General features: G+C 40.0%; 12 protein-coding genes. 7 read left to right on the top strand and 5 right to left on the bottom strand.

Going from position 1 to position 16,605, the window contains the following annotated elements; genetic code table 11:
- Positions 1–44: 44 nt before the first annotated feature.
- The 4 genes from typA to M2408_RS19275 all read right to left on the bottom strand — a co-directional run bounded on the left by typA (position 45) and on the right by M2408_RS19275 (position 5,239).
- Positions 45–1,850, bottom strand: coding sequence for a translational GTPase TypA (gene typA / locus M2408_RS19290; protein WP_259185778.1), 1,806 nt, complete (start codon positions 1,848–1,850; stop codon positions 45–47).
- Between the two features lie 78 nt (positions 1,851–1,928).
- Entirely contained in the window at positions 1,929–3,119 is a 1,191-nt protein-coding gene (gene kbl / locus M2408_RS19285) for a glycine C-acetyltransferase (protein ID WP_259185769.1), read from the bottom strand.
- 299 nt (positions 3,120–3,418) lie between these two features.
- Positions 3,419–4,666, bottom strand: a complete 1,248-nt coding sequence (locus tag M2408_RS19280; RefSeq protein WP_120261194.1) for an ABC transporter permease — start codon at positions 4,664–4,666, stop codon at positions 3,419–3,421.
- Positions 4,667–4,813: 147 nt separating this feature from the next.
- The gene (locus M2408_RS19275) at positions 4,814–5,239 is read right to left on the bottom strand and encodes a DUF2147 domain-containing protein (protein WP_120261195.1); all 426 of its coding nucleotides are present in this window, start codon (positions 5,237–5,239) and stop codon (positions 4,814–4,816) included.
- 468 nt (positions 5,240–5,707) lie between these two features.
- Between M2408_RS19275 and M2408_RS19270 the strand changes: the two genes are divergently transcribed.
- Together M2408_RS19270 and M2408_RS19265 are read left to right on the top strand one after the other, a co-directional pair.
- Positions 5,708–6,049, top strand: coding sequence for a phage holin family protein (locus M2408_RS19270; RefSeq protein WP_120261196.1), 342 nt, complete (start codon positions 5,708–5,710; stop codon positions 6,047–6,049).
- 194 nt (positions 6,050–6,243) lie between these two features.
- A complete protein-coding gene (locus tag M2408_RS19265; RefSeq protein ID WP_259185762.1) occupies positions 6,244–8,139 on the top strand; it encodes a heavy metal translocating P-type ATPase in 1,896 nt (631 codons plus the stop codon).
- 129 nt (positions 8,140–8,268) lie between these two features.
- Here M2408_RS19265 and pgi read toward each other — a convergent pair whose 3' ends face one another.
- The gene (gene pgi, locus M2408_RS19260; protein ID WP_259185760.1) at positions 8,269–9,918 is read right to left on the bottom strand and encodes a glucose-6-phosphate isomerase; all 1,650 of its coding nucleotides are present in this window, start codon (positions 9,916–9,918) and stop codon (positions 8,269–8,271) included.
- Between the two features lie 286 nt (positions 9,919–10,204).
- Between pgi and prfB the strand changes: the two genes are divergently transcribed.
- The 5 genes from prfB to M2408_RS19235 all read left to right on the top strand — a co-directional run bounded on the left by prfB (position 10,205) and on the right by M2408_RS19235 (position 16,454).
- Positions 10,205–11,288, top strand: a protein-coding gene (gene prfB, locus M2408_RS19255; protein ID WP_120261199.1) for a peptide chain release factor 2 whose coding sequence is annotated in 2 segments (ribosomal slippage) — positions 10,205–10,264 and positions 10,266–11,288 — 1,083 coding nt in all. Because the reading frame shifts where the segments join, the coding sequence is not laid out codon by codon here.
- A gap of 412 nt (positions 11,289–11,700) precedes the next feature.
- Positions 11,701–13,146: a glycosyltransferase family 2 protein gene (locus tag M2408_RS19250; protein WP_259185747.1), complete on the top strand. Its 1,446-nt coding sequence runs from the start codon at positions 11,701–11,703 to the stop codon at positions 13,144–13,146.
- Positions 13,147–13,185: 39 nt separating this feature from the next.
- Positions 13,186–14,487 carry a nucleotide sugar dehydrogenase gene (locus tag M2408_RS19245; protein ID WP_259185745.1) on the top strand — a complete coding sequence of 434 codons (1,302 nt, stop codon included), beginning with the start codon at positions 13,186–13,188 and terminating at the stop codon, positions 14,485–14,487.
- Between the two features lie 223 nt (positions 14,488–14,710).
- On the top strand, positions 14,711–15,247 hold the full coding sequence (locus M2408_RS19240) for an RNA polymerase sigma factor (RefSeq protein ID WP_259185740.1): 537 nt from the start codon (positions 14,711–14,713) through the stop codon (positions 15,245–15,247).
- Positions 15,248–15,341: 94 nt separating this feature from the next.
- Entirely contained in the window at positions 15,342–16,454 is a 1,113-nt protein-coding gene (locus M2408_RS19235) for a FecR family protein (protein ID WP_259185731.1), read from the top strand.
- Positions 16,455–16,605 lie beyond the last annotated feature (151 nt).

Raw genomic sequence — 16,605 nt, 5'->3', positions numbered from 1 at the left:
TTTCAAGATACAGCCCCTTTTGTTTTACAATCTTTAGTTACCTACTATTGAAATTTTTTCGCGTTTACTTTACGCTCATTTTCTGTCAAGTAGATTTTACGCAAACGGGTAGATAGTGGTGTAACCTCGATGTATTCGTCCGCTTGGATATATTCCATAGATTCTTCTAGAGAGAATTTAATTGCTGGTGCAATACGCGTGTTATCATCTGTACCAGATGCACGCATATTTGTCAATTGTTTACCTTTAACAATATTGATCGTTAAGTCATTGTCACGGATGTGCTCTCCTAAGATTTGTCCTTCATAAATATCCACACCTGGATCAACGAAGAACTTACCTCTATCTTGTAACTTATCAATAGAATAAGCAGTGGTTGTACCTTTATCCAAAGAGATCAATACACCATGCAAACGTCCAGGGATTGTTCCTCTCCAAGGCTCGTATCCTTTCAAACGGTGTGCCATAACAGCCTCTCCAGCTGTAGCAGTCAATACGTTGTTACGTAGACCAATGATACCACGAGAAGGAATTTCGAACTCAAGATGTTGCATTTCACCTTTCGTTTCCATCACTAAAAGCTCACCTTTACGTTGTGTTACCAACTCGATCACTTTACCAGAAACTTCTGCAGGAACGTCAACAACCAACACCTCGATAGGCTCACATTTCTTTCCGTCGATCTCTTTCAAGATTACTTGCGGCTGACCTACTTGCAATTCGTAACCTTCGCGACGCATTGTTTCGATCAATACAGATAAGTGAAGGATACCACGTCCATATACCAACCAAGCGTCTGGAGATTCAGTAGGAACGACGCGTAATGCCAAGTTCTTTTCTAATTCTTTTTGTAGACGATCGTGAATATGTCTAGAAGTAACCAATTTACCTTCTTTACCAAAGAATGGTGAGTTATTGATCGTGAACAACATATTCATTGTTGGCTCATCAATGCTAATAACTTCCAATTGCTCTGGGTTGTCAAAATCAGCGATTGTATCACCGATATCGAAACCTTCGATACCAACAACAGCACAAATATCACCACATTTAACTTCTTGTACACGACGACGGCCTAAACCTTCAAATGTATGCAATTCTTTTACACGTGATTTCACGATCTTACCGTCACGTTTTACCAACGAGATTGGTTGACCTTCTTTAATTATACCACGAGCTACACGACCAATAGCAATACGTCCTACGAACGTAGAGTAATCCAACGACGTGATCTGCATTTGCAATGTACCTTCAACAAATGGTGAAGGTGGGAAGTGATTGATGATCGCATCTAATAGTTCAGATACATCTTCTTTCTTTTCTTTCCAATCTGTTGACATCCAACCATGTTTGGAAGAACCATATAATACTGGAAATGCCAATTGCTCCTCTGTAGCATCTAGGCTAAAGAATAAATCAAATACATTTTCGTATACTTCTTCTGGGCGACAGTTTTCTTTGTCCACTTTATTGACAACAACCAAAGGTTTCAAACCTAATGATAATGCTTTTTGTGTAACGAAACGTGTTTGCGGCATTGGACCTTCGAAAGCATCCACTAGCAATACAACACCATCAGCCATTTTCAATACACGCTCAACCTCACCACCGAAATCGGCGTGACCAGGTGTATCAATAACGTTAATTTTTACTCCTTTATATTCAACAGAAACGTTTTTAGCGACAATAGTAATACCGCGTTCACGTTCTAAATCGTTATTATCCAGAATTAAATCACCTGTACCATCATTGTCTCTAAAAAGATTTGTGAAGTGTAAGATTTTGTCTACCAACGTAGTTTTACCGTGATCGACGTGAGCGATAATCGCTATGTTTCTAATATTTTGCATCTAGCAAGTAAATTTGTTTTTAAATTCAGGGTGCAAAGATAAACATTTTGCACCATAAAATTTATAACTATGTGTATTTTATTTAATTACACCTAATTCTTTACCTACTTTAGTAAAGGCGGCGATAGCTTTATCCAAGTGAGCAAGCTCATGTCCTGCTGAAATTTGAACACGAATACGAGCTTTTCCCTGAGGTACAACAGGATAGTAGAAACCGATCACATAAATACCTTCGTCCAACATCTTAGCAGCAAAAGCTTGTGCAAGTTTCGCGTCGTAAAGCATCACAGGGACGATTGGGTGGAAACCTGGTTTGATATCAAATCCTGCTTCCGTCATTTTTTCACGGAAATATTTGGTGTTGGATTCAAGTTTATCACGCAAAGCGGTTGTCTCACTCAGCATATCCAAAACCGCAACAGAAGCGCCTGCAATTGCTGGTGCCAATGTATTTGAAAATAAATAAGGGCGTGAACGCTGACGTAACAAATCGATAATCTCTTTTTTACCTGATGTGAAGCCACCAGAAGCACCACCAAGGGCTTTACCAAGTGTTCCGGTAATGATATCTACACGATCAATCACGTTGAAAAGTTCATGCGTACCGCGGCCTGTGGCACCAATGAAACCTGTACAATGCGATTCATCGATCATCACCAAAGCTTGATATTTGTCTGCAAGATCACAGATCTTGTCCAATGGCGCTACTGATCCGTCCATAGAGAATGCACCATCAGTAACGATGATTTTGTGTCTTGCTCCTGAGGCTTCCTGCAACTGTGCTTCTAAATCTGCCATATCTGCATTCTTATAACGGAAACGTTGCGCTTTACACAAACGTACACCATCAATGATCGAAGCGTGGTTCAATTCATCGGAAATAATTGCGTCCTCAGCACCAAACAATGGTTCGAAAACACCGCCATTCGCATCGAATGCCGCAGCATATAAAATCGTATCTTCTGTTCCTAAGAACTGGGAAATCTTTGCTTCTAATTCTTTATGTACATCTTGTGTACCACAGATAAAACGTACTGAAGACATGCCATAACCATGTGTATCAATGGCCTGCTTTGCCGCTTCGATAACCTTCGGGTGAGAAGATAGTCCCAAGTAGTTGTTTGCACAAAAATTGATGACTTCCTGTCCTGTGCTCACTTTAATATCTGCTCCTTGAGGGGTAACAATCACCCGCTCTTGCTTATACAATCCCGCTTCTTTGATTGCTTCCAATTCCTTTTGTAAAACTGGTTGTAATGTATTGTACATAATTCGAATTTATTTTTTTATACAATATTACAGTTTTTCTTTGGTGGAAACAGCCTGTTTATTGAGAATTCACCTCAAATCAATGTTTTGATAACATTAAACCGTTTGCACAAATTTATACCGCCCTTTCATTTCCTTCCTTTTGCAACGAATAATGGTATCATCATGGAATAGATCCCTGGCTGGCGATTTCGGATTACTGGCAAGCCTCCTCGGATCACGGGCAGCATGACAGCGCAGTGTTAAAAATGTAACAACTGATAGGGATCAACAATGTATTAATTTAATACAGATTTGGTTTATTCGTAACGCAGCGCATCCACGGGATCTAATTTTGAAGCTTTTGATGCCGGATAATAACCAGATAGCATCCCGACAAGACCACACACGGCAAATCCAAGAATAATAGCTGCCCAAGGAATAATAAAGGATGTCCCCAGTTGAAGGGCTAATAAATTACCGATCAGGATGCCGATAAATATACCCGCGACGCCGCCCATCATACAGATGACAATGGCCTCCATCAAAAATTGCTTGCGTATCACACTGGGTGTAGCCCCTATTGCCTTCCGTATACCTATCTCCCGTGTCCGTTCGGTAACAGACACCAACATGATATTCATTAATCCGATAGATGCACCAACAAGGGTAATAAAAGCAATCACGACAGCTCCCAGGGTCACCATCGCCATATTCTGCATAAGCATTTGTGCTACAGCATCGGATTTGGTAATCTCAAAATCATTGGTTTGTCTCGCAGATAGCCCGCGAATATTCCGAAATACAATGGAAGCTTCTCCAATTGCAGCTTCTAATCGCATTGGATCATTAGAAGAAACGGTGATTACATAGGATGGTTCCACGACCTGCATGACAGATCTTGCTTTCACCAAAGGGATAAAACAGGCTCTATCACCCCCCATACCTGCAGAGGACCCCTTGCTTTTCAATACGCCTATCACCTGATAACGAATGTTATTGACTGTGATATATTGTCCTATTGGATCTATGATTTCACTAAAAAGCATTTTACTGACCTCACTACCAATAATAATCACAGCTCCACCGGTTTCCACATCCCGAACAGAGAAATTACGTCCTTCATTGACTACATATCCTGAGGTTTGAAGATAATTTTCATCTGTCCCTATGAGTCCAATATTGGGATTGGTTTTTTTGGATTGAAATTTTACGGTCGAATTCCAGGTTACATTGGCACTGATGGAGGTTATCGCGTTAAAATGAAAATTCTGTCTGAAACGGGATGCCTGGGCATAGGTTATATTTGCGAAGACCTTGGATCGAGTTCCACCGGTACCAATCTGAACATTTATACCCCGATTTCGAATATTGAATGAGTTGGAGCCCATGGAGGAAAAAGAATCCGTGAGGGAATTTTTCATGGCGTCAATAGATGTCAACACGCCAATCAGGGCCATCATCCCAATAGCTATAATCAACGCTGTTAAAAATGTCCGAAGTTTATTGCCTACAATAGATTGCAGCGCAAGTTTTACGTTCTCAACATAAGACATTTTTACGGACATACAGCGATTATTATAATTTGCAGATGAAAATACTGTTATTCCTCCACAAAACCAAAAGGCAATTTATTCTAATGAAATAAATTGCCTTTTTTATACCAAACCATTGCCATCAAGAAGGTCGGTTTTGGGTTGCTCGCTTTGCTCCTATCAGTTTATCCTCTTCCAGGTTTCAGTCCTACCCAATAAGCTGACCCCCACATAGCCACGTATGTCAAGTTTATCACCTTTTAAAGTCATTTTACAGCTATAGGTCTTTCCTGTTTTTGGATCATAGATTTTTCCATCCTCATAGGTATTGCCGTCTTTTGTAAAATTGGTCAGGATCTCCAATCCCTGAACCGCTCTACTCTGAAGCGCTTTGTCAGGATTTTTCACATCTTTCTTGGGCTGTCCGGACTCATTGTTCGGAAATTTAAGCCAATACAGTTTACCGAAAAATTTGTCCCCTTTTTTATAAATCTCCACACGCCCCTCACCACTTGGGTTTTCCCATTTTCCGATGATCGGATCTGTTTGTGCAAACAATGTTACTGTAGCAAGTAACATGATGAATGACATCATAATTTTCTTCATTGGTCTACTATTTATGAGTTATAACTAAAAAACGATCGCTAGTATCTTATTTATTAATATAAATAAATATACAAAATATTTACTATGCTTGCATACATTTATATTCCGTGATTTCAATTTATTTAAATAGACACAAAGATTCGCTTTTGGTTTAACTCTACACTCCTCATTATCAAGTCTTATTTGGGGCTTATTCGACCTCGCATGACTCTTAGTACGCCCCTTCTTTGTAAATCTTATCCCCTTTTTCTGTCGTTTCGCTATAGATCACTTACTGAATCGATAAGGAAATGGTAGCGAATTAATCGTTGACTTCTGAACAAGGTTTAAGCAGATCCGGACAAAGGGTGAGAAAAGAGGAAACGAAACAGCAGTTTGTCGGTATATACACATTAAATTTTGGCATCGCGTTTGCACGATAGTTTTTATATTATTACTTTATTCACTGTTTATAAATTAGCGCATATTATGAAATTTATTATTAGTCTTTTACTCACCGGAGTTGTTGTCGCAATCGCTTGCTGGATTATACCGGGTGCAAAAGTTGCTGGTTTTGGCTGGGCTATTGTCACAGGATTGGTTATCGGGTTTGTCAATGCTACTGTAGGTTCTATTTTGAGGCTGTTCACCTTTCCTTTGAACTGGCTAACACTGGGTTTGGTTTCCTTTATTATCACTGTTTTAATGGTCTTGCTTTCAGACTCACTCCTTGGAGACAAATTTAATGTGGATGGATTTTGGACTGCGGCCTTATTTGCCATTGTTGTCGCAATACTAGAAATGATCATCGGAAGTACTTCAAAAGACTAAAATTATATTTATTGAATATAAAAAGGCTGTTTTTCTATTTGAAGAACAGCCTTTTCTGTTTCAGCATGGCGAACGACTTACTGATGGAACGTCTATTTTGGAAACCCGCTTATCGGCCATTTTTATTAAGCTTCCACTCGCTTTTTAAGCTTAAAATAGCTAAATTTATATTATTTAATAGACCCCCTCGATATATGTGCGAACACAATCACGAGCATAGCCATACAGAAAAAGATACACCTTGGTGGATTTCACAACGCAAACTCCTTATAGCTCTCATCATATTGATCACGCTGCTGATACTCAAGTACGCATTTAAGATCACACTTCCGTTTTACGCGTCTCTCCTTCTAAATGGCATTGCTTACCTATTGGCAGGTATTCCGGTTATCCAAATGGCTTTTCGAAAAGCAAAGCGTGGCGATTTCTTCAACGAGTTTTTTCTAATGAGCGTGGCAACCTTGGGCGCATTCGCAATACGGGAATTTGAGGAAGGCGTAGCTGTCATGGTATTTTATCAGATTGGCGAATGGTTTCAGGATACCGCAGTGGACAACGCAAAAAAATCCATTAAATCACTATTGGATATCCGTCCGGACAAAGTCACGGTCTTGCGAGATGGAAAACAAGTGGATGCCAACCCTAAGACGGTTGAAATCGGTGAAATTATCCTCGTCAAAGCGGGCGAAAAAGTCGCTCTGGATGGCAGACTGATCAATGAACGGGCGGCGTTCAATACCGCAGCGCTAACCGGAGAAAGCAAACCGGACACCAAATATAAGGGTGACACTGTTTTTGCAGGTATGATAAATCTAGAAACAGTTGCTGAAATCACTGTAGTCAGCTCGTTTCAGGACAGCAAATTGAGCAAGATATTGGAGATGGTGCAGGATGCGACAGCGCGCAAATCTAAAACACAGCTCTTTATCTCAAGGTTTGCAAAAATCTACGTCCCTATCATCTTTGCCCTGGCACTTCTGGTACTTATCGTCCCTATATTCCTTGTCAGTGACTATAGCTTTAGAGACTGGTTTTACCGCAGTTTGGTCTTTTTGGTGATCAGTTGTCCTTGTGCACTCGTGGTCTCGATCCCCTTGGGTTACTTCGGCGGAATAGGATTGGCCTCCAGAAATGGAATATTATTCAAAGGCGGCAATTTCCTGGATGCCATCACCACAGTTGATACTATTGTTATGGATAAAACAGGTACCCTCACCGAAGGTGTTTTTGAAGTAAAGGAGGTGCACGCTGTCAATGGACAAGCGACAACATTACTGGATTATGCCAAGGCCATTGAATCAAATTCTACCCATCCTATCGCGAAGGCAATAGCTAGCTACCATCCGGGAGACAACTCATTCATTACTGAAGGGATTGAGGAAATCGCAGGCCATGGACTCAAAGCAACGATCAACAATAAGCTTGTCCTCGCTGGCAATAGTAAATTGCTGGACAAGTTCAACATTCGTTATCCGGAAGAAATAAAGCAAATTGTCTATTCCATTGTATTGATTGCCATAGCGGATCAATATGCGGGCTACATTACCGTTGCAGATCGAAATAAGCCTGATGCAAAAGAGGTTATTTCGGCTATGCGGGCCCAAGGCTTATACACGGTCATGTTGTCCGGTGACAAAACAGCAGTAGTAGATGAGGTCGCGAGGGAACTTGGTGTTGACAAAGCTTACGGTGACCTTCTACCCGAAGATAAAGTAAGTCATGTTCAGAGACTGATTGACGAAGGACGCAATGTCGCTTTTGCCGGAGATGGCGTCAATGATGCCCCCGTGGTAGCTTTAGCTCAGGTAGGTATAGCAATGGGTGGATTAGGAGCTGATGCGACCATTGAAACGGCAGATGTCGTGATCCAAAATGATGAACCTCATAAAATTTTATCCGCAATAAAAATTGGTAAAATTACCCGCAATATTGTTTGGCAGAACGTCATCCTAGCGATGGGTATAAAGATTATTGTCTTGATCTTGGGGGCCGGAGGAGTTGCAACGCTCTGGGAAGCTGTTATCGCCGATGTTGGGGTAGCACTCTTGGCGATTCTAAATGCCATCCGTATACAAAATAAAACTGTATAAGCTAATTCGCTAGCAGAAGAAAACTGTGCAAAATCGTTATAACATAAGCAGCTGACTTTGGGAAAAGTCAGCCGCTTATGTTATATAGTGGTATCAGTATTCCTGAATGCCATGTACTTTCCGGTCATCTTAATCACGCCAGGATTTATAAGTATTAATCAATCCATTGGTGGAAGAATCATGACTATTGATGGGATTATTATCACCTAATTCTGGTAGAATCTTATTGGCCAACTGTTTACCCAGTTCAACGCCCCATTGGTCAAAACTGTAGATATTCCAGATCACACCTTGCACAAAAATCTTGTGTTCATACAAGGCAATGAGCCTACCCAGTGTACGTGGCGTCATTTTTTTCAATAAAATAGAGTTTGTTGGTCGATTACCCTCAAATACTTTATACGTTTTCAATTCCGCCACCTCTTCATTGGATTTACCCACTTTTTGTAATTCAGCAACAACCTCTTCCTCCGTTTTACCATTCATTAGTGCCTCTGTCTGTGCAAAGAAATTAGACAATAAAAGCTGATGATGGTTGCCTATTGGATTAAGGCTATTTGCTGGAGCGATAAAATCACATGGTATCAATTTTGTACCCTGGTGGATCAATTGATAAAAAGCATGTTGTCCGTTTGTTCCAGGTTCACCCCAAATGATAGGTCCTGTTTGGTAGTCTACACGCTCGCCATTCCGGTCTATATATTTTCCGTTGCTCTCCATATCCCCTTGTTGGAAATAGGCTGCGAAACGGTGTAAGTATTGATCATAAGGGAGAATGGCGTGGCTTTCGGCTTCAAAGAAATTATTATACCATATACCAAGCAAAGCCAATATCACCGGAATATTTTCCTCCAAGGCGCTGGTTCTGAAATGCTCATCAGCATCGTATGCACCTTTTAGGAGTTCCTCAAAATTATCAAAACCAATAGCTAGGCTAATGGACAGTCCGATTGCAGACCATAGGGAATAACGTCCGCCAACCCAATCCCAAAATTCAAACATATTTTGTGGGTCTATTCCGAAAGCCCTTACTGCCTCCGTATTGGTGCTCAACGCCGCAAAGTGTTTAGCAACATCCTGCTCACTTGCTCCCTTACTTAGAAACCAATCCTTAGCGGTATGCGCATTGGCCATCGTCTCCTGTGTTGTGAAGGTTTTGGACGCAATCAGGAACAATGTTGTTTCGGGGTTTACTCCCTTTAGTGTTTCAGCGATATGTGTACCATCTACATTAGAGACAAAGTGTACATTCAGCCTGGTCTTGTAAGCTTTTAAGGCTTCGGTAACCATTACTGGTCCCAAATCAGAGCCACCAATACCGATATTAACAACATCCGTGATCTCCTTGCCTGTATAGCCTTTCCATTCACCGGAGAGAATCTGCTCTGTGAACGTTTTCACATGTGCCAACACGCTTTTAACAGCAGGCATCACATCCTTTCCATCGACAAAAACAGGTTGATCGGATTGATTTCTCAATGCGGTGTGCAAAACGGGTCTGTTTTCGGTCACATTGATCCGCTCACCCGCAAACATAGCCACGATTGCTTCGGAGAGCTGACATTCCTTTGCTAACTGGATCAGCAGCGCCATTGTCTCTTCATTTACGCGATTTTTAGAATAATCTAAAAGAATATCCTCGAAAAGGATCGAAAACTTCTCAAATCGCTGTGGGTCTGCCACGAAAAGCTCACGGAGGTCCTGCTGATTGATATCAATATAATGATCTACCAAATATTGGTAGGCTTTGGTTGTTGTAAAATTAATTTTTGGAAACATACTGTTTTTGTTGAAATTATTTGTTTTAAACCGCTAATAAGAACCTTCCGTATTTTTTCATTACACCTTGCACAGATCGCAAAATGAAGGTTTATGCTGTTGATGATATCAAAACTAAAAAAAAAAGGTCAAATATTAGTATTGAGTGGAGAGTATTGCAGAATTAGAGGCCAGCAGTACAAGTCTATGGCTTATAATATTATTCTTAATATAACAGGCTACAGTCTTAATAACATATTGAATTTAAGAACGGATTTATTGATTAAAAATATCTACATTAGCAGATATGACAAAAGAACAAATTCAAGACTTGAGGGATCGTGTTACTTCCCTGAGGAGGCATCTTTGACATCGATGTCCGTAAAGAAGAAATAGAAAGAGATCAAGCCATTACAATGGAAGCAACCTTTTGGGATGACTCCAAAGCTGCAGAGAAAATACTGTTGGCGATCAAAAACCAGAAAGTATGGACAGATCATTTTGATGAAGTTGCTTCAGCGGTTGAAGACACCTATGTAATGTACGAGTTTTTTCAGTCTGGAGACGCTACTGACAAAGAACTGGACGACCAGTATAAACTTGCATTGGAACAGGTCGAAGAACTGGAGTTCAAAAATATGCTCAGTGCAGAGGAGGATCAGCTGGATGCGATCTTACAGATCACCGCGGGAGCTGGTGGTACTGAGAGCTGTGACTGGGCGGCCATGTTGATGCGGATGTATATCATGTGGGGGGAGAAAAATGGGTATAAAGTCACCGAACAGGATTCTCAGGAAGGGGATGTTGCCGGAATTAAAAGTGTCACTCTTCAACTATCTGGAGACTTTGCATATGGCTACCTTAAAGGTGAAAACGGAGTACATCGACTGGTTCGTATATCGCCGTTTGACTCCAATGCAAAACGACATACCTCCTTTGCCTCGGTTTATGTATACCCCCTGATTGATGATAATATCGAAATAGACGTCAAAGATTCAGAAATCGAATGGGATACCTTCCGTTCTGGAGGTGCTGGTGGTCAAAATGTAAACAAAGTAGAAACAGCTGTACGACTCCACCATAAACCTACAGGCATTATTATCAAAAATCAGGAAACGAGATCGCAATTGCAAAATAAGGAAAATGCGTTACGCCTATTGAAATCACAATTGTATGAGATTGAAATGCGCAAACGACAAGAAGCCTCCGCTGCGATCGAAGGAAATAAAAAGAAAATCGAATGGGGATCCCAAATTCGTAACTATGTACTACATCCTTATAAATTGATCAAGGATTTACGCACAAATTACGAGACATCAAATACACAAGCGGTATTGGATGGAGACTTAAATGATTTCTTAAAAAATTATTTGATGGAATTTGGCGGTTAATCTATCGCGAAAAATCTGCAAAATCAAAAGGGGTATCAGCGAGGCTTGATATCCCTTTTTTCATACAAAGTCACTGCCTTCTTTCGGACACAGTTTGTCACTTAAACTGTCAAGTTCTCTTAAAAAAATTCCCAAAAACGTTAAAAAACCTTAAATGTCTAATGCTCATATAGGCTTGTTATTTTTTGATTACATAAGCGCCAATACAGTAATAAATCACTGTAATTCAACATCTTAAAATCAATAAAAATGTATCAAGAACGTTACAAAAGGGTCGTTCGCTCAATTTTTGGCACAAAATAAAGGCATGTATTTTGCGTTTATGGATTCGTAATATTTTCATTACAAAAGACTCCTCGTTTGAGTCAGCAAAGAAAGTAAAGAAGAATGTATATCTAAAAATAGAATGGCTATGAATTACATGAAAGAAAACTCAATCGTATCAAAGCAGATGGCTAAACAATGGGAACCTGCAATGTACGACGTAAATGAAGAACAGCAGCAATCCGAGACCAAGGTAGAGAAAGTCGAAGAAAGCAATTTTGGACCAAAGGAATACGGTATTTTTGGAGCGACCTTTTTCGTACTATTTGCATCGGTCTTTGGTGTATATATGCTCCAACCAGATTTTGATGCATTACGTTTCCAACGTTTAGACAGTATAGGTGGAACCTTTTTAGTAGGCTTAGGAATATTTTTGGCCACTATCGCGATCAGCTTTTTAATCTTTTTAATTGTACTTCATCGTAAATACAAGCCGATTGCATCTGTTTCAGATGAAGAACTTCCAACCTGTACGATTATAGTTCCGGCTTATAATGAAGGACAATTGGTTTACGATACACTTCATAGCTTGGCAAGTAGTGATTATCCCGATAAAAAACTTCAGATTATCGCCATTGATGATGGAAGTAAGGATAATACTTTTGCTTGGATACAACGTGCCAAAATGGAGCTGGGTGATCGCATAGAGATCTACCAACAACCTAAAAATATGGGTAAACGCCATGCGTTATACCGCGGTTTTAAATTGGGTACCGGTGAAGTATTTATTACAGTAGATAGTGACTCTGTGGTCAACAAGGATACGATCCGTAATATGGCCAGCCCATTTGTAACCAATCAGGAATGTGGCGCTGTAGCAGGTAATGTGCGTGTATTGAATAATAAAAAGGCTATTATACCACGTATGCTAAATGTGAGTTTCGTCTTTAGTTTTGAATTTGTACGTTCGGCTCAAAGCATGCTAGGTACTGTGATGTGTACGCCAGGGGCATTATCTGGATATCGCAGAGAAGCCGTGATGAACTGTCTTGAAGACTGGATTCACCAAACGTTTATGGGACAACCTTCTGACATCGGAGAAGATCGTGCCATGACCAATATGATTTTGAAACAAGGATTTCATGTATTGTTCCAGTCTAACGCATTTGTATATACTGACACTCCTGTACGTTATAAAAACTTATATAAAATGTTTATCCGTTGGGAAAGAAGCAATGTGCGTGAAAACATTATGATGAGTCAATTTGCCTTTAAAAACTTTCGCAAAGGACCGAAGTGGGGTGCGCGTATCTTATTGCTTATGCAATGGCAAAAAGTGTTGCTTTCTTACCCTATGCTATTATTGATGCTATGGACAGTATTCCATTATCCATTGATGTTCTTAAGCTCAACGTTGGTAGGTATTCTTATATTTTCAAGTATCCAAGCATATTTCTTTGCCTCTAAAAATGCAAATGCGAAAGAAGCATTCTGGGCATATAGCTACAGTATATTTTATGCCTTTAGTTTATTTTGGATCACTCCTTATGCCATTGCTACTGCTGGACGTAGTGGTTGGTTGACGAGAGGTTAATTTCAACGTAAAGAACGTATCTTTACTTTAAATATAAATATGACAGACTTTCAGATAAAAAAAATTGCCATCATTGGACAGGGATATGTGGGATTGCCTTTAGCGATAGCTTTCTCTGATTTCTTTCCAGTGATTGGCTTCGATATCAACAAAACACGTATTGACGAACTTAAAGCCGGCATAGACCGTACATTGGAAACTCCTGCAGATGAGCTTATGCGTGCAAGGAGTCTATTTACGAAATCGGAACAGCGCAAAGGCTATGATGCAAGTGCAACCGTTCAAGATATCGCAGATGCCAATGTCTATATTGTAACTGTTCCAACGCCTATAGATCGTTATAATTCGCCAGACCTATCGCCACTTTTGGCTGCCTCTAAAATGATCGGTGAGCTCCTAAAAGTTGGTGACCTGGTAATTTATGAATCCACGGTTTATCCCGGGTGTACCGAAGAAGAATGTGTTCCGGTTTTGGAAAAAAACTCAGGTCTGAAATTTAATCAGGACTTCTTTGTTGGATACTCACCAGAACGCATAAATCCCGGAGACAAAGTCAATTCACTGCAAAAAGTGATGAAAGTAACCTCCGGAAGTACTGCTGCAGTGGGACTTGTTGTGGATGGACTTTATAAACAAATTATCCATGCAGGTACACATCTTGCTCCTTCAATCAAAGTGGCCGAAGCGGCGAAAGTTATTGAAAATGCACAACGTGATGTCAATATATCGTTTATGAACGAACTCGCTTTGATCTTTGACCGCGTTGGTATAGATACGCAGGATGTGCTCGATGCCGCTGGAACAAAGTATAACTTTCTCCGTTTCAAACCCGGTTTAGTTGGTGGACATTGTATTTCAGTAGACCCCTATTATCTTGCTCAAAAGGCAACACAGTTAGGCTATCATCCCCATGTTATCCTATCCGGTAGGGAGGTTAATGATCAAGTAGCTTCTTTCATCGCTTCCAAGGTCGTCAAACTGATGATACAGAAGAACATCAAATTCGATGGTGCCAAAGCTTTAGTATTGGGCGTAACCTTTAAGGAAAACTGTCCAGATATTCGTAATAGTAAAGTCGTTGACATGATTCAAGATCTCAAAGAATTTGGCTTGGAGGTCGATATCTATGACCCTTGGGTAAACCCCGATGAATTAAAAAAACATTTTGGCCTTGACCTATTAACAACTCTTCCGCAGTCCGGCAATTATGACAGTATTATTCTTGCTGTAGGACATCGAGAGTTCTTACACCTGGATCTCAAAAATTTAAAAAAGAATCCTTCCGTTGTGTTCGATATCAAAGGAATATTAGATCGAAAATTAGTGGACGCGCGCTTGTAGGGTCGTGTTTTTTTTAGATTATTTTCTGGTAACATTCTTTTAAACCATCAGTTTTCTTACTATTTATTGAGAAAACTGATGGTTTTTGTTATAAATGGAGATTATGCAATCGTTTGCTTAAAAAAACATCATCAAATCTTTTGTTTTTAATATTAACTTAACACCACAATTATAAATTTGACCTCATTAAACTAAGGGATATTTAGCACAAATTGCGGTACTTATGAAACAGTTAGACGACACCGAGCTATTCATCAGAATTCAAGCGGATGACCGTTATGCTTTTTCTGAATTAGTCAATCGCTATTCAGATGTACTTTTCCGTTTTATTCAGCGCCGTGTTTCCTGTACTGAGGACAGTGAAGACATTTTGCAAGAAATATTTGTCTCACTATGGCACCAACGTCTTAACATCACAATAGAATACTCGTTATACCCATATCTATTTAAAACTGCTAAGTATAAAATTATCGACTGGACAATAAACGAACAAAAGAAAATTGTCCGTGCCGAAAAACTACTGGCAAGCTTTCAAGCTGCGTCCCCGACATCCGAAGATGAACTTCTGGCAAAAGAATTAGCGGTATTGATCGACACCGAAATAGAAAAAATGCCCACAACAATGAAATCGGCATTTTCACTTAGCAGAAAGGAATCCATGTCCATCAAAGATATTGCTTCGGAACTCGCTATATCCGAACAAACCGTGAAAAACAATATTTCGTTAGCCCTGGGTTGGCTAAAGCTTCGTTTCAAATAACGAATAAAAAATATACACCTAGTTTACAGCTACTTAAACTATTTTCATAATTTTCTTCGGTACTTTTATTCTCCTTCTCCGATTATAGGTTTGTATGAAGGAACAAGAATCGTCAGATCAAGCTAAAGCTTTGCTCAAAAAGTATCTGGAAGGCCAGTGTACACCAGAGGAAGAACAACAAGTTCTTCACTGGTTTTATGCACAGGATCAACCCGAGGAGGAGCAATTAAAGGAATGCCAAACAGGATTAGCATCACGTATCAATACGAAGCTAGAGGAACAGCTATTTAGTGAATCTACTCCTACCGTCCGACGACTAACTTGGCTTCGCTCCAAATGGATGGTGGCAGCGATGCTTGTAGCCGTTTCGGGCTGTAGCCTTTGGATGTACAACAGATTTTCTTCGCCAAATCAAAAGCCACTGGAACTGGCTGCAGAAGTTCCTTCACATGATCAGGCCTTTCACAATGATATCCTTCCTGGAGGGCATTATGCCAAAATCATAACCCCAAAAGGAGAAGAAAAACAACTAGCCGATCCATTTGTCCAGCGACTTGAGCAATCTTCCGATCAACAAGGAAAGAATTTTCTTGTTGATGTTCCAAATGCGGGTTCTTATATGATTATTCTTGAAGATGGAACAAAAGTATGGTTGAATGCTTCTACAAAATTATCGTACCCCACCCATTTCGAACCCAATCAACGTCAAGTTGCTTTAACAGGGGAAGCCTATTTTGAGGTCGCAAAAGATGCCAACAGACCTTTCCGGATCAATGCCAACGGTACCACAATTGAAGTGCTTGGAACAACTTTTAATGTCAATGCCTATCACAAAGAGGTTTCTACATCTTTAGTGGAAGGTAGTGTGAAAGTCCTTAAAGAAGGTAACCAAACGATTATCAAGCCAGGTCAACAGGCGACAACATCGCTAACAAACGATATCAGAGTTACAACGACTGACCTGACAAAAAATACAGCTTGGCAACGGGATGAATTTTATTTCGATGGCAACAATTTCAAAGATATCTCTCTTCAGATCGCCCGATGGTATGATGTTGAGTTTGAAAATATGGAGACAATCGGAGCAAATTCAACCTACAAAGGTTCCATCAGCAGAAATAGTAGACTTTCAGAAGTATTGCAGATCTTGGCTCTTGCCACGGGACGCAAATTTGATATTATCGGACGAAAGGTTATAATACAATGAGACTAATTACCCAAATATTAAACGGCCTATGGTATAGACATCAACTTTAGTGCCTTGCGGTTAACAAAAAAGGGGATGTTGACGCATCCCCTGTTAAATTCAAGGCTTATTTTACTGATTACCAACAGAAATTTTAAAACCTTAAAAATCA

The organism is Sphingobacterium sp. BIGb0165 (assembly GCF_024810095.1).
GTDB classification, from domain to species: domain Bacteria; phylum Bacteroidota; class Bacteroidia; order Sphingobacteriales; family Sphingobacteriaceae; genus Sphingobacterium; species Sphingobacterium detergens.
Note: the sequence above shows the minus strand (reverse complement) of the source record. Positions and strands in the feature narration are given on the sequence as shown.